The sequence below is a fragment of the Leifsonia sp. 71-9 genome, from assembly GCF_001898805.1.
Taxonomy (GTDB): domain Bacteria; phylum Actinomycetota; class Actinomycetes; order Actinomycetales; family Microbacteriaceae; genus Leifsonia.
In genome coordinates this window covers 645,669-658,109 of sequence record NZ_MKVJ01000021.1, presented here as the reverse complement: position 1 = coordinate 658,109, position 12,441 = coordinate 645,669, and the positions used below count along the sequence as shown (strand labels likewise).

Below are 12,441 nucleotides of genomic sequence, written 5' to 3'. Positions count from 1 at the left end.
CTACCTCCTCCGCGCTGCGTGCCGCACGCCGACCTCTTCGTCCATGAGGGCGCGGCCGGCGTTCGATCGCCAGGGGTCGGTGCTCTCCACCACCGTATTGGCGATGCCCAGCGCCGTGAGCACAGCGAGCACGGAGTCGATCCGCGGGGCGCCGGTGCCCTGCTCGAGGGCACGCAGCGTGTCCCGCGTGACGTGGGCACGCTCGGCGAGTTGGACGGCGCTGAGGCCCTGCAGCTTCCTCCAGCGTTCGATGTTGGCGCCGAGCTCGCCGAGGAGCCGGTCGCGTGCCGGCGACTGTCGGGTGACCATTCCCGCGCTCCTCACTGACGTGTTTTCCTGTCAACTATACGCCTGATTGCAACGTATAGAGCGCAGAAACGGAGATCGCGGAGATTATCTGGTGGCGTTGTGAGACCGCGGCGTCGCCCCGAACCGCTGCGTCCCGGTCACCCGGAGCAGGTCCAGCTTCGCGGCGTCCTCGCTCCCGGGAACCGCCGTGTAGACGACGATGCGCAGATCGCCGTCGGGGACGGTCAGCACGTCGCAGTCGACCGTGATCGGGCCGGCCGCCGTGCGCGTGAGCGTCTTCCTGCTCGACTTGTGCACTGCGACTCCTGCCTCGTTCCAGAGCGCGGTGAACTCCGGCGATTCCGCCCGCAGCCGCGCGATGAGCCGCGCGAGTTCGGCGTCCGCCGGGTAGCGGCCGAGGGCCCCGCGGATGTCGGCCACCAGGTCGCGGGAGAACTCCGCGTCGTGCTCGTCGTCGTAGTCGACCCCGTCGTGTCCGATCATGAAGTGCCGCCAGACGAGGTTGCGCTCGATGCCCCCGGCGGCGGCCGGGTCGCCGGTCAGCGCCGCCCAGAGCGCGTTCCACTGGAGAACGTCCCACGCCGCGGTGAAGACGCCGATCGGCGCATCCCCGATCCGGTCGAGCAGCCGCTGCACGCCCGGTGTGATGTGCCGTGGGATCACGTCCCGCGGCGGCGGCATCGCGCCCGCCACGCGGTACAGGTGGTCCCGTTCCAGCTCCGTCAGGCGCAGGGCCCGCGCCAGCGCGCCGAGCAGCTGCGGGGACGGGTTCGCGGCCCGACCCTGCTCGAGCCGGACGATGTAGTCGACGCTCACTCCGGCGAGCGCCGCCAGCTCCTCTCGCCGCAGCCCGGGCGTGCGGCGGCCCGGACCGGCGGGGAGGCCGGCCTCGACCGGATCGACGCGGTCGCGCCACGATCGCAGGACCTGCGCGAATTCGCTCACGCCGTCCAGGCTACGTCCGGTCGCGACGTGCTGGGTGGTACTCGCGGTCCCACCGTCGACCGGAGCCTGGGGGATGCGCGCGGTGCAGCGGAGGATCGTCGGTATGACCACCACATTGATCACCGGAGCCAACCGCAGCCTCGGCCTCGAGACCGCCCTCCGCCTCCTCGGGGCCGGTCACACCGTCTACGCCGGGATGCGCGACCTCGGCTCCGCCGCCGAGGTGCGCGACCTCGGCGCCATCCCCGTGCAGCTCGACGTCACCGACCAGGCGAGCGTCGACGCGGCGATCGCCTCCCTCCCCCGCCTCGATGTGCTCGTGAACAACGCGGGCATCCTCGGCCGCTCGTTCGGCGTCGACGACCTCGACCCCGCCGCGATCCGGGAGGTGCTGGAGACCAACGTCGTCGGCATCGTCCGTGTGACCCAGGCCGCCCTCCCCTTGCTCCGCGCATCGGAGCAGCCCGTCATCGTCAACGTCGCCTCCGGTGTCGGCTGGCCGCGCTGGCTCACCACCGAAGGCCACGACGAGTTCCCGGTCACCTCCGTCCCCTACGCCGCCTCCAAAGCCGCCGTCATCGCCCTCACCGTGCAGTACGCGAAGAGCCTCCCCGGCTTCCGCGTGAACGCCAGCGACCCCGGCTACACCGCCACCGACTTCAACCGCCACAACGGTCACCAGACCGTCACCGAGGGCACCGACGCGACCGTGACGCTCGCGACGATCGGGGCGGACGGGCCGACCGGGGAGTTCCACAACCGGGAGGGGCGGATCGCGTACTGAGGGCGCGCGCGGTGGTACTGCCGACAATCTGCCGCGGCTGGCGGAGCGCCCGCGGGACGGGCAGAATCGCAATATGGGGGATGAATCGCGGAGCGTCCGGCTCTTCCGCGGGCTCCCTGCCGACCCGGGCACCCGTCGGCGCCTGCTCGCCCGGCTCGGCTGGGGCGTGCCGATCGGCGTCGTCGCCGGCGCGATCATCGCCGCGCTGAGTGCGCTGGCTCTCGCTGCGAACCCGAGCGGGTGGTCCTGGCAGACTCCCCTCAGCATCGTCGGGTTCGTCGGGGGCTGGGCGCTTGCCGGAGGTGGCATCGCGCTGGTGGCCTCCGCCGGCGCGATCGTCGCGCTGCTCCTCTACACCGCGTTCGGAGGGTCCGAGCATCGAGCGAGCGCCGCCGCTCTCGGGGCGGGCGGTGTTCTGCTTCTGGCGGGGTGGGGAGTCGACCAGATGTTCTCGGCGTACCCGTTCGCCATCTACATCGCCATCCCCGCATCCCTGGTCGGCGCGATCGTCGCCGCCCTGGTCGTCTCGCGCGCGACGAGGCGGGTGTAGATCGGTATCCGAGAGCGGACGGGGTCTGCAGGTCTCGGCACGGCGCTTGGTACGCTGGCGCAGACGGGGGAGGGTCGATGGGTTTGTTTCGGCGTCGAAAAGACGAGCCGCAGCCGTCGGATCGCATCGAGTGGGTCACCTCGACCGCACGGCGAATGCTCGCCGAGCGCGGTGTCGAGACCACCATCGCGCACGGCGCCCAGCCGGACGATGTCACTCTCGTCGGCGCCGACGGCCACCGGTATCCGCTCTTCAACGCCTTCGCGAAGACGCACGGGGCGACGGCGGAGCGGGCGTCGCAGATCGTGGCCGAGCACATCGACAACCTCGTGGATGCGAACACAACGGTCTCCGTCGACCGGCTGTCGGCCGACGAGCTCCGGCAGCAGGCCCGCACGCGCATCCTCCCCGGCGGAGAGGGTCGCCCGGACGAGCCGACGTTCCGCTACGCCCGGCCGTTCTCGGAGGGGCTCATCCTCGCTTTGTGCGTGGACTTCCCGACGAGCGTGCAGTTCATCACCGACTCCGACCTCGACGGACTCGCCCTGAGCCTCGACGAGTTGTACGCGTACGGGCAGCTCAACACGGACCGCGAACCGATCGACGAGCGCGTCGAACCGGCACCGGGCATCCAGGTGATCGTCGGGACTCGCTCTTCACCGCCTCCAAAGCGGCCAACCTCCCCGCCGTGCTCGGGGCCGCGCCGTTCGGGACGCTCTTCACGCTCCCGCACCGCCACATGCTCATCGCACTGCCCATCACCGGGCCCGAGACCCTGAGTGCGGTGGAGTCCCTGGTCGCGCTGACGATGCAGGTGCTCGGCAACGGGCCGGCACCGGGCGGCGTCCTCTCCGCCGACGTCCTCTTCTCCCGCGATGGGGACGTCGATCGCGTCTCCTCGATCGACGAGGACGGGACGGTCTCGATCACGGTGGATGCGCGCCTGCAGCACGCCATCGAGCAAGCGGTCGGCTGACTCGACGCGTCACAGCCACGACAGGATGTAGAGGATCCAAATGACGAGCGGCAGGGCCACCCCCACGAGGAGGGCGGCCGTCCCGTTGACCCGCAGCCGCAGGCCTGGTCTGGTCGCAGCCGTGATCAGCGGGACCGCGAACGCGAGGATGATGACGGCGGCGTAGCCGCCCAGGATGAACCCCACCCCTGCCTCGCCGGCGTCGGTGTTGAGGTCCTTCCGCCACCAGCCCGCAGCCGCGCCGAGGTACTGCGGATACGCGGCCATGAGCACGTACGCGAACACCAGCGGGATGGCCGGAATCACATACCACCCGAGCATCCTCCACTCGGCCTTCTCCACCTCCGCGGAAGCCGTCGGCGGTCGGTCGCTTCTCTGCATCGGTCCCCCCGCGCTCAGGCTACGTGACCACCCCAGGAGGCCTCCATACATCGTTGGGGTGATGTGGATGCCGTCCGCAGGCGCCGCGCGGAGGAGAGCGCCGGAAAGGCCTCCCCCTCACGTCGGCCCCGGCGCATCCTGACGGGCGCCCCCCGACGCGGTCGCGGGCCGGTCGAGTCCGCGCCAGGCGGGGAACAGCAGCGGTGCCAGCGTCGTCAGGAGCATCGCCGCTCCGCTGATCAGCAGCGCGGGAGTGAGGCCGAGCGCGGAGGTGAGTGCGCCGCCGGCGAGGGAGCCGAACGGGATGCCGATCCACGCGCTCGCCTTGACGGCACCGAGAACGCGGGCATGCAGCGGGGGCGGGATGCGCTCGAACTGGACGGCGCCCACGATCGGGTTCAGCGCTCCGCCCAGGGCCCCGCATGCCAGAGCGACGACCACGACCGCCGGCACGGACGCCGAGAAGGCGAGGGCGAAGAAGGGCGGTGCACCCGACAGCACCGTGCAGATCGCGTACGTCGCCCAGCGCGGCACGCGCGGACCGAGCCAGGCGCCGAGCAGGACGCCGATCAGAGCGCCGAGTCCGAGGGCGCCGCCGATCAGGCCGAACGCCGCCGCACTGTGGGCGGAGTCGCGGGCCCACACGGGGAGGAAGACGGAGGTGAGGGCCTCGTCCAGCAGATTGGTGGCGGCGACCATCGTGACGATTCCCAGCAGCAGCCGGTCGGTGCGGAGGAACCGCATCCCCTCGGCGAGCTCTGCCGCGTAGGCGCGCACCCTCAGCGGGCCGATCGGCGCGCTCGGCCGAACGCCGGCCGCGGGCACGAGGGTGGCGACGAGAAGGGCGGCGACGAGGAAGGCGATCGCGTCCACGACGAGCACCCCCGCCGCGCCGACCAGTGCGACGGCCACACCCCCGAGCGGCATGCCGACGAGGAGCGAACCCCGGTTGGCGGCCGCGTAGGCGCCGGTCGCGCGCTCGATGGGGGCCTTCGCAGCGTCGGCGAGCGCGGGGAGGAGTGGGGCGGTCGCGGCATCGGCCAGGCCGCGCGCGCCTCCTGCCACGGCGACCAGAGCAGCCAACACCGAGAGCTCGTCCTGCCCGAGCGCGATGACGACCGGCACGGCTCCGATCGCGATGGCGGCGGCTGCGGTGCCCGCGAGGACGATGCGGCGTGGGCCCACCCGGTCGACGAGCGGGCCCGCGGTGGCCTGGAGGAGCACGTAGGGCGCGAGCTGCGCGAAGCCGACGACGCCGGTCGCGACCGCGCTGCCGGTCTCCTCCAGCACGAGCCACGGCACGGCCACCGCAGCCATCGCCGTGCCGAGGCCGGAGACGAAGGAGGCGGCCACCAGCCCGTGGAGTGCGAACGCCGAGCGGCGCGATCCCTCGACCCGACGGCTCTCCGCGACCATGAGTTCAGGGGCTCTCGGGGAAGAGCTGGAAAACCGCGTGCGCGCGCATCGTGCCGGCCGCGTCCGGTGTCTCTGGTGCGCGGCGGTAGCGAGCCAGCAGGTCGAGCACCTCGCTGCGCAGTGCCCGCGCTTCGTCGTCGGTGAGCCGGAGCGGGAGGTCCGTCACCGTCCACGGCAGCTCCGCGAGCTCCTCGACCGGGCCGCTGACCGCATCGATGAACGCGATGGTGCGGCGGTACGACTGCTCGGCCACCAGGCGGAGGTACCGGGCGGCTTCTTCCGTCGCCTCGTCGGGGTCGGCCGCGCCGGCGTCCTCCGGCATCCGGAAGGTGAAGGACGTCGAGCGCCGCACCGCCTTCCACCAGCGGTCCCTGCCCGTTCCGCGCTCGGCGTCCTCCACGATGAAGCCGTGTTCGGCGAGCACGCGGAGGTGGTAGCTGAGGACGCCCGTCGACAGCCCGACCTTCTCCCCCAGCCCGGTGGCGGTCGCCGGGCCGTCGGCCTGCAGCAGCTCGAGGAGTTGCAACCGGATGGGGTTCGCCAGCCCGCGCAGTGCACTGGGGCTGAGGACGTCGTCACGGTCCGGGTCGATCCAGTCGGGTGCGCTGTCCATGTCCCCAGAATAACCGCAGAATCTATTCTGCAGAAGTAATTCTGCAAAATTTCGGCGGGTGACGAGGCGATCGCCCTTACGTGAGCAATTGTCACAATTGTCTTGCGGGAGGGTGGTGCGGGGTGTTTGATGTGCAGGGTTGCGCTGCCGACGAAGGGGGTCATCGTGAAAGTGCTGGCATTCGTCCTCTCCGTGCTGATCGCCACCGCCCTCGTCGCCGCGGGCACCGCGCTCATCGTCATCCAATCGCCGTCACATTCACTCGGGCTCGACCTCGTCGCGATCTTCGCGCTCACCGTCTTCATCTACGGTCCGCTGCTTCTGGGCTCGGTGACGTCGTACTGGGATGTGCGCGGATCCGCCGGGAGCCGCGCCTCCTTCCGGCGCTACCTGTGGGTAGTTCTGGGCATCGAGGCGCTGGCCGCCATCGCGATCGTCGTCTACTCCGTCATGGCGGGCACGCCGATCTGGTTTCCGATCGTCTTCATCGTCGGGGGCGCCGTGCTGACGGTCGCCGGGCTGACGATCGGCCGGGCGCTGCACCGCCACGAGCAGGCGCATCCCCGAGCGGACGAGTCGTGGCGACCGGTCAGCCGGCACGAGGTGAGTCGGAAGGTCCTCGGCATCGCCGTGACCTTCGTCGCGATCTTCATCGTGGGTCTCGTGGTGTTCGGCCTCCTGGGCGCGAGCGACGGTGCCCCGTCCCTCGGCGACCAGCTCACCTTCGCTTTCCAGTTCGCGACCATCGGCGCCGCGCTGACGGCGATCCTCGTCTCCGTGCCGCTGAACCGTCGGCTGCGCAGCACGGTCGGCGGTGACTTCGGCACGATCCGCACCGTCGGCAAGGTCGTCCTCGGGAACAAGGAGGTCGAGCTCGACCACGCCGGACAGGTCGCCGCGGCGAAGTACGCCACGATCATCCCTACGATCCTGGGATTCCAGCTCAGCTATCTGACGCTGCTGTACCTCGGCCTCGGAACCCAGCAGGTGCGGATGATCCTCGGGGGACGCAACGAGGCGTTCAACATCGGGTTCACCATCCTGCTGATCGCCATCCTCGTCGCGTTCATCCCGTACGTCGTCGTGCGCATCCGACGCGCGCGCACGTACGCGCGGGAGCATGGCGAGCTGCTGGCCTCGGACGACTCGTCGTGGCCGGCAAGCACCCCCTGACCCGGGCCGACCGGTGGGTCGCCACGGGGATCTTCGTCGGCACCTGCGCGGTCTTCGGCCTCGGGCTCGGCGGCCTCAGCTACGGGATGTTCGACCGCGGCGCGCATTCGCTCCTGGCGGCCACCATCGGAGGCGCGGCCGGCGGTCTCGTCTTCGGTTTCGGAATGACGTTCGCCATCATCGCCTCGTGGCGTGCCGGCGGCGGACGTGCGACCGTGGTCGCCATCAACCGGGCCGTGAGGGTCGGTGCGCTCCCCGCGGATGCCGACCCCGCAGCCTGGCTGCCCGTGCTGGCGCGACGCCTCGAGGAGGCGAGACGCTGGAAGCTCAGCAACCCGCTCATCTTCGCCACGGTCGCCGTGGTCGGGATCGGCACCGCCATCGCCGTGCGGAACCCGGTGTACACGATCGTCATGCTCGGACTGGCCGCCGTCATCATCGGGATCACCCTCTGGAGCGTGGCGACACGACGACGTCGCGAACAGAGCATCCTCGCTCTCATCGAGGAGCTGGAGGCGCGGCGAGGCCTCGACGACGGAGCCCGGCCTGTTCCGGGAAACCGCGATGAGGGCGAGGATGGCACCGACGGGCGCGCAGCCCGCATCCGCTGAGAGGAGCACACGATGAGACTCACGGTCAGCCTGCAGGTCACCCTGGACGGCGTCGCCCAAGCCAACGGCGGCAACAATGAGGAGATGGATCCGGGGTTCACCCGAGGCGGCTGGGCCATTCCGCACAACGACGGCGACGCCGTCCAGTACATCCTCGAGACCTGGCAGCGACCGGACGCCTTCCTCCTGGGCCGCAAGACGTTCGGCCTCTTCGAGGCGTACTGGGGCGCCCGCAGCACCGACGGCGGCTTCGGCGAGGCCATCAGCTCGAAGCCGAAGTACCTCGTCTCCACCACCACGATCGAGCCGACGTGGGAGGGGACCACCGTCATCGCCGAGGATGTCGCCGACCGCATCCGTGAGCTCAAAGCCGGGCCCGACGGCGAGCTGCTCGTGGTCGGCAGCGTCTCGCTCGCCCGATGGCTGCTCGAAAACGAGCTGGTGGACGAGCTGAATCTGGTCCAATTCCCCGTGATCGTCGGCGAGGGCGAGCGCGTCTTCCCTGAGCGGGGCCGCGACTTCGCCCTCGACCTGATCGACTCCCGCATGTTCGGCACCGGGATCGTCGCCCTCACCTACCGGGTGGGCGGTCGTCCCGAGTACGCCTGATCGCGGACGCCGGCGACGCTCCCGGCCGCGGCCGCTGCCTCGTCGAGCGCTGCCGCCAGATACGACGCTGAGGCGCTGCCGGCCGCACCAGCGACTTCCTGGGGTGTACCCGCGGCGACGACCGTCCCGCCGCTCTCGCCGGCGCCGGGACCGAGATCTATGACGTAGTCGGCCGTCGCGACGACCCGCATGTCGAGTTCGACCACGACGACCGTGTTGCCCGCATCCACCAGGCTCTGCAGGTGCTCGATGAGCCGGTCGGCGTCGGCGCAGTGGAGGCCGGAGGTCGGTTCGTCGAGCACGTACAGGGTGTCGGCGCGTTGGGCGCGCTGGAGTTCGGAGGCGAGCTTCACCCGTTGCGCCTCGCCGCCGGACAGCTCCGTCGCCGGCTGGCCCAGCCGCAGGTAGCCGAGCCCCACGTCCACGAGCGCGGTCAGGGAGCGCATGATCTCGTTCTCGCCGCCGAAGAAGGCGTGGGCCTCCTCGACGGACATCGCGAGGATCTCGGCGACGTTCCGGTCGCGCCAGCGGATCTCGAGCGTCTCGTCGTTGTATCGGGTGCCGTGGCATTCGGGGCAGACGGTGTAGACCGACGGCAGGAACAACAGCTCGACCATGACGGCTCCCTCGCCCTCGCAGGTGGGGCAGCGGCCGCCGGCCACGTTGAAGGAGAAGCGGCCGGGCCGGTATCCCCTCGACCGCGCCTCCGGAGTCGCCGCGAAACGCCGTCGGACATGGTCGAACAGGCCCGTGTAGGTGGCGACGTTGGAGCGCGGGGTGCGGCCGATGGGCTTCTGGTCGATGTTGACCACCCGTCGGACGCCGCCGAGATCTCCCGAGATGGTCCCTTCGAGCTGCTCGGGTCCGTCCGCGAGGAGCAGGTCGTCGGTCTCGGGAGCGTCGTCGTCGAGGTCGACCGGTCGGCCGAGATGGTCCCCGAGCAGCGCGGGAAGCACCTGGCTGACCAGGCTGGACTTTCCCGCCCCGGAGACTCCGGTCACCGCCGTGAAAGCTCCGAGCGGGAAGGAGACCGACGCGTCGCGCAGGTTGTTGCGGGTGATCCGTTCGAGCGTCAGCCATCCCGTCGGCTCCCGCGGAGTCCGTGCGGCGAGCCCGCGCCTGCCGAACAGGTAGTCCCTGGTGACCGACTCCTCCACGTCGGCGAGACCGTCCGGCACTCCGCTGTAGACGACGCGACCGCCCCGTTCACCGGCTCCGGGCCCGATGTCCACCAGCCAGTCCGCGTGCCGCATCACCTCCACCGAGTGCTCGACGACGAACAGGCTGTTGCCCCTCTTCTTGAGCCCCTCGAGGATGCCCAGGAGAGCGTTCACGTCCTGCGGGTGCAGACCCGCCGACGGTTCGTCGAGCACGTAGACGACGCCGAACAGCTCGGAACTCAGCTGGGTGGCGAGCCGCAGTCGCTGCAGCTCGCCTCCCGACAGCGTCGGTGTCGTGCGGTGCAACGACAGATACCCCAGCCCGAGGTCGATGATGGGGTGCAGACGCTCCAGCAGCTCGGCGGCCAGACGTGCGGCCGCTGCGCGCTTCTCCACCGACTGGTTCGGGGTCCGGCGCACGTCCGGAGCCGCGGCGTGCGACGCTCCACCCGCGGCGACCCGCTGCTGCGTCGCCTCACGGCGCGCGCCTTCATCGAGTGGCACCCCGGAGGTGGCGAGCTCCTCCCTTGCTGCGTCCACGAGGGCCGCGAGCCGGCCGGACAGCTCGCGGAGCGGGAGCCGTGAGACGTCGGCGATGTCGATCCCCTCGAACCGCACCGAGAGCGCCTCCGGCTTGAGCCGCTTCCCGTGGCACACCGGGCACACGGCGGAGGTGAGGAACTCCGCGACCCGCCGCTTCATCGACGCGCTCTTGGTCGTCGCGAAGGTGTCGAGCACGTAGCGGCGGGCACCCACGAACGTCCCCTGATAGCTCGGCTCCATCCCCGTGGAGATCGCACGACGCGTCTGCGGCGGAGTGAACCCCGCGTACACCGGGGCGGTCGGCCGTTCCTCGGTGAAGAGGATCCAGTCGCGATCCGCGCGCGGCAGGTCCTGCCAGGGCGTGTCGACGTCGTACCCCAGCGACACCAGGATGTCCCGCTGGTTCTGCCCGTGCCACGCGGTCGGCCACGAGGCGATCGCCCGCTCCCGGATCGTGAGCGAGGGGTCCGGGACCATCTGCCGCTCGGTGACCTCGTACACCCGGCCGATGCCGTGGCATTCCGGGCACGCGCCCTGCACCGTGTTGGCCGAGAAGTCCTCCGCGTAGAGCATCGGCTGACCGTCGGGATAGTCCCCTGCCCGGGAGTACAGCATCCGCACCAGACTCGACAGCGTCGTGATGCTGCCCACCGTCGAGCGCGCGCTGCGCCCACCGCGCTGCTGCTGCAGCGCCACCGCCGGCGGCATCCCGGTGATCGAGTCGACGTCGGGGACTCCCGCCTGGTCGATCAGACGCCGGGCATACGGGGCGACGGACTCCAGATACCTGCGCTGCGACTCCGCGAAGAGCGTCCCGAACGCGAGCGACGACTTCCCCGAGCCGGACACCCCGGTGAACACCACCATGGCGTCGCGGGGGACGGTGAGGTCCACGTTCTGCAGGTTGTGCTCGCGGGCGCCCCGCAGCTGGACGTCCGGCTGGATCAGCGGTGCGGTTTCGTTCGTCATGGCTTCGCGCCCTCTTTCATCGCCGGATGCCGACAGTCTCGACGACGGGGCACGGTACGTCACACCCTTACACCCGTCTCCGGCGAAACAACGGTGCACGCGTCAACGTCGGTTCGGGCGAGGCAGGACGATGAGCGTCAGGATGCCCCAGAACGTAGCTTTCCAGGTCGTCTCGTCGGCGTTCCACTGGGCGATGTCACTTCGGTAGGCCCCGGGCCAACGGCGGCGTGAGCGCGGTTTCGTTCCGCGGTCGAGCGGCTTCCGTTGTCCCTCACGACCACAGGGCAGCAGCCGCCCTCTCGGCGTCGCCGGCGGCCGTGTTCGCCGCTTGGAGTGCGCCGATGGCCTGCTCGAGGATCGACGCCATCGCAGCCGTCTCCTTCTGCCATTGCGTGTGGGCGCGGTCGAAGGCCCCCTGGGCGAAACGACGCGGTGAACATGCGACCGGCTGGGAGGCGCTGAGGCGCGCTTCCACCGCCACCGGCCGCCCACTTACACCTCTGGTTCCCTCTCCAGGAGTTCCAACGCGCGCAGGAATCCCGCGACGTCGTCGCCTCCCCCGCCGGTGAATACCCGCTTGTGCGCGATCCCCCACGCGGATCGATAGGCGGTCTCCCACCGCGCGGGCAGTTCGACGGTGCCGTCCACTGTGGTCGAGGTCGCGCGGCCAGGCCGCGCGGTCGTGCCGTCGGGCACGTCGATGCAGATGGTCGCCTCGCGTCCCACGCCGAGGATGTCCAACGTCGCGGTCGCAGCTGCGCTCCGGGAGGTGCTCAGCACGATCCGGGATCCGGTCGCCGACCGACCGACGGCGAGGGCGGCGGATGGGGTAGTGGCGACGACGGCGAGCGCCGCGACCTCCACCCCCAGCACGCCGACCGCGCGGAGCTGAGCGTGGAGCACCGCGCGGGGGGAGCGGCCGCCGAGCGGTTCGGTCGACCGGACGTCGAGAAGGGTCGTGCGGCCGATCGCGTCGGCCCACGCGTCCGAGACGGCGCCGAGGACGGGGTTCGACGCCCACGCCTCCGCGAGGACGATCGGCACGCCTGGCGGGCTCTGCGCGAGCCCGACAGACGAGGCGTCGGGCTCGGGGTCGGTGACGATGACGGCACGGGCTCCGCCGTCCGCGGCCCACCGGGCGCGGTCTCCCCAGCCGCCGGCTCCAGACACCACGACGACCTCGGCGTCGCCCTCCGTCGCCGCGAAGCGGAGCGGGAGCGTCGCGAGGGTGGAGGCCGCGGTCGCGGCGCGTGCGCGATCGGTCGGTTCCACTCGGACGGTCAGAGCGGTCATGCGGCATCCTCCTGTTCCGCCACGGCAGCGGCCGCCTGCGCGAGATCCACGGCGAAGACGAGATCCTCGATCAGCTCGTCCAACGGCGGGGCGGGCTGAGCGGCGGCGG

General features: G+C 70.9%; 14 protein-coding genes. 7 read left to right on the top strand and 7 right to left on the bottom strand.

Features of this window, described 5'->3' with window-relative positions; genetic code table 11:
- Together BGO91_RS19705 and BGO91_RS19700 are read right to left on the bottom strand one after the other, a co-directional pair.
- Positions 1 to 309 carry a helix-turn-helix transcriptional regulator gene (locus tag BGO91_RS19705; RefSeq protein ID WP_290474431.1) on the bottom strand — a complete coding sequence of 103 codons (309 nt, stop codon included), beginning with the start codon at positions 307 to 309 and terminating at the stop codon, positions 1 to 3.
- Positions 310 to 393: 84 nt separating this feature from the next.
- Positions 394 to 1,254: a helix-turn-helix transcriptional regulator gene (locus BGO91_RS19700; protein WP_290474430.1), complete on the bottom strand. Its 861-nt coding sequence runs from the start codon at positions 1,252 to 1,254 to the stop codon at positions 394 to 396.
- A gap of 103 nt (positions 1,255 to 1,357) precedes the next feature.
- On the opposite strand from BGO91_RS19700, the gene BGO91_RS19695 reads away from it, so the two are divergent.
- From BGO91_RS19695 to BGO91_RS19680, 4 genes are all read left to right on the top strand, one after another.
- A complete protein-coding gene (locus tag BGO91_RS19695; RefSeq protein WP_290474429.1) occupies positions 1,358 to 2,038 on the top strand; it encodes an SDR family NAD(P)-dependent oxidoreductase in 681 nt (226 codons plus the stop codon).
- A gap of 73 nt (positions 2,039 to 2,111) precedes the next feature.
- Positions 2,112 to 2,588, top strand: coding sequence for a hypothetical protein (locus BGO91_RS19690; RefSeq protein ID WP_290474428.1), 477 nt, complete (start codon positions 2,112 to 2,114; stop codon positions 2,586 to 2,588).
- A 155-nt stretch (positions 2,589 to 2,743) separates the two neighbouring features.
- Positions 2,744 to 3,367, top strand: coding sequence for a hypothetical protein (locus tag BGO91_RS19685; protein ID WP_290474427.1), 624 nt, complete (start codon positions 2,744 to 2,746; stop codon positions 3,365 to 3,367).
- Between the two features lie 5 nt (positions 3,368 to 3,372).
- Positions 3,373 to 3,564, top strand: a complete 192-nt coding sequence (locus BGO91_RS19680; RefSeq protein WP_290474426.1) for a hypothetical protein — start codon at positions 3,373 to 3,375, stop codon at positions 3,562 to 3,564.
- A gap of 9 nt (positions 3,565 to 3,573) precedes the next feature.
- Here the strand turns inward: BGO91_RS19680 and BGO91_RS19675 are convergent, their stop codons facing one another.
- The 3 genes from BGO91_RS19675 to BGO91_RS19665 all read right to left on the bottom strand — a co-directional run bounded on the left by BGO91_RS19675 (position 3,574) and on the right by BGO91_RS19665 (position 5,974).
- Positions 3,574 to 3,945, bottom strand: a complete 372-nt coding sequence (locus BGO91_RS19675) for a hypothetical protein (RefSeq protein WP_290474425.1) — start codon at positions 3,943 to 3,945, stop codon at positions 3,574 to 3,576.
- Between the two features lie 117 nt (positions 3,946 to 4,062).
- On the bottom strand, positions 4,063 to 5,361 hold the full coding sequence (locus tag BGO91_RS19670; protein WP_290474424.1) for an MFS transporter: 1,299 nt from the start codon (positions 5,359 to 5,361) through the stop codon (positions 4,063 to 4,065).
- 4 nt (positions 5,362 to 5,365) lie between these two features.
- Positions 5,366 to 5,974 carry a helix-turn-helix domain-containing protein gene (locus tag BGO91_RS19665; RefSeq protein ID WP_290474423.1) on the bottom strand — a complete coding sequence of 203 codons (609 nt, stop codon included), beginning with the start codon at positions 5,972 to 5,974 and terminating at the stop codon, positions 5,366 to 5,368.
- Between the two features lie 165 nt (positions 5,975 to 6,139).
- Between BGO91_RS19665 and BGO91_RS19660 the strand changes: the two genes are divergently transcribed.
- Genes BGO91_RS19660 through BGO91_RS19650 form a run of 3 tightly spaced genes read left to right on the top strand, consistent with a single transcriptional unit; the run spans position 6,140 to position 8,367 of the window.
- A complete protein-coding gene (locus BGO91_RS19660) occupies positions 6,140 to 7,147 on the top strand; it encodes a hypothetical protein (RefSeq protein WP_290474422.1) in 1,008 nt (335 codons plus the stop codon).
- The gene (locus tag BGO91_RS19655) at positions 7,126 to 7,758 is read left to right on the top strand and encodes a hypothetical protein (RefSeq protein ID WP_290474421.1); all 633 of its coding nucleotides are present in this window, start codon (positions 7,126 to 7,128) and stop codon (positions 7,756 to 7,758) included. The genes BGO91_RS19660 and BGO91_RS19655 overlap by 22 nt, the downstream gene beginning before the upstream one ends.
- A gap of 12 nt (positions 7,759 to 7,770) precedes the next feature.
- Positions 7,771 to 8,367 carry a dihydrofolate reductase family protein gene (locus tag BGO91_RS19650; RefSeq protein WP_290474420.1) on the top strand — a complete coding sequence of 199 codons (597 nt, stop codon included), beginning with the start codon at positions 7,771 to 7,773 and terminating at the stop codon, positions 8,365 to 8,367.
- On the opposite strand, the gene BGO91_RS19645 is transcribed toward BGO91_RS19650, so the two are convergent.
- Complete coding sequence (locus BGO91_RS19645) at positions 8,334 to 11,039, bottom strand: excinuclease ABC subunit UvrA (RefSeq protein ID WP_290474419.1); 2,706 nt, start codon at positions 11,037 to 11,039, stop codon at positions 8,334 to 8,336. The genes BGO91_RS19650 and BGO91_RS19645 overlap by 34 nt on opposite strands.
- 492 nt (positions 11,040 to 11,531) lie before the next feature.
- The gene (locus tag BGO91_RS19640) at positions 11,532 to 12,332 is read right to left on the bottom strand and encodes a hypothetical protein (RefSeq protein ID WP_290474418.1); all 801 of its coding nucleotides are present in this window, start codon (positions 12,330 to 12,332) and stop codon (positions 11,532 to 11,534) included.
- Positions 12,333 to 12,441: the final 109 nt, after the last annotated feature.

Coding starts and splice junctions, on each gene's coding strand:
- BGO91_RS19685 (WP_290474427.1), top strand. CDS start 2,744: ATGCTCGCCGAGCGCGGTGTCGAGACCACCATCGCGCACGGCGCCCAG.
- BGO91_RS19645 (WP_290474419.1), bottom strand. CDS start 11,039: ATGACGAACGAAACCGCACCGCTGATCCAGCCGGACGTCCAGCTGCGG.
- BGO91_RS19695 (WP_290474429.1), top strand. CDS start 1,358: ATGACCACCACATTGATCACCGGAGCCAACCGCAGCCTCGGCCTCGAG.
- BGO91_RS19650 (WP_290474420.1), top strand. CDS start 7,771: ATGAGACTCACGGTCAGCCTGCAGGTCACCCTGGACGGCGTCGCCCAA.
- BGO91_RS19670 (WP_290474424.1), bottom strand. CDS start 5,361: ATGGTCGCGGAGAGCCGTCGGGTCGAGGGATCGCGCCGCTCGGCGTTC.
- BGO91_RS19690 (WP_290474428.1), top strand. CDS start 2,112: ATGGGGGATGAATCGCGGAGCGTCCGGCTCTTCCGCGGGCTCCCTGCC.
- BGO91_RS19675 (WP_290474425.1), bottom strand. CDS start 3,945: ATGCAGAGAAGCGACCGACCGCCGACGGCTTCCGCGGAGGTGGAGAAG.
- BGO91_RS19665 (WP_290474423.1), bottom strand. CDS start 5,974: ATGGACAGCGCACCCGACTGGATCGACCCGGACCGTGACGACGTCCTC.
- BGO91_RS19705 (WP_290474431.1), bottom strand. CDS start 309: ATGGTCACCCGACAGTCGCCGGCACGCGACCGGCTCCTCGGCGAGCTC.
- BGO91_RS19640 (WP_290474418.1), bottom strand. CDS start 12,332: ATGACCGCTCTGACCGTCCGAGTGGAACCGACCGATCGCGCACGCGCC.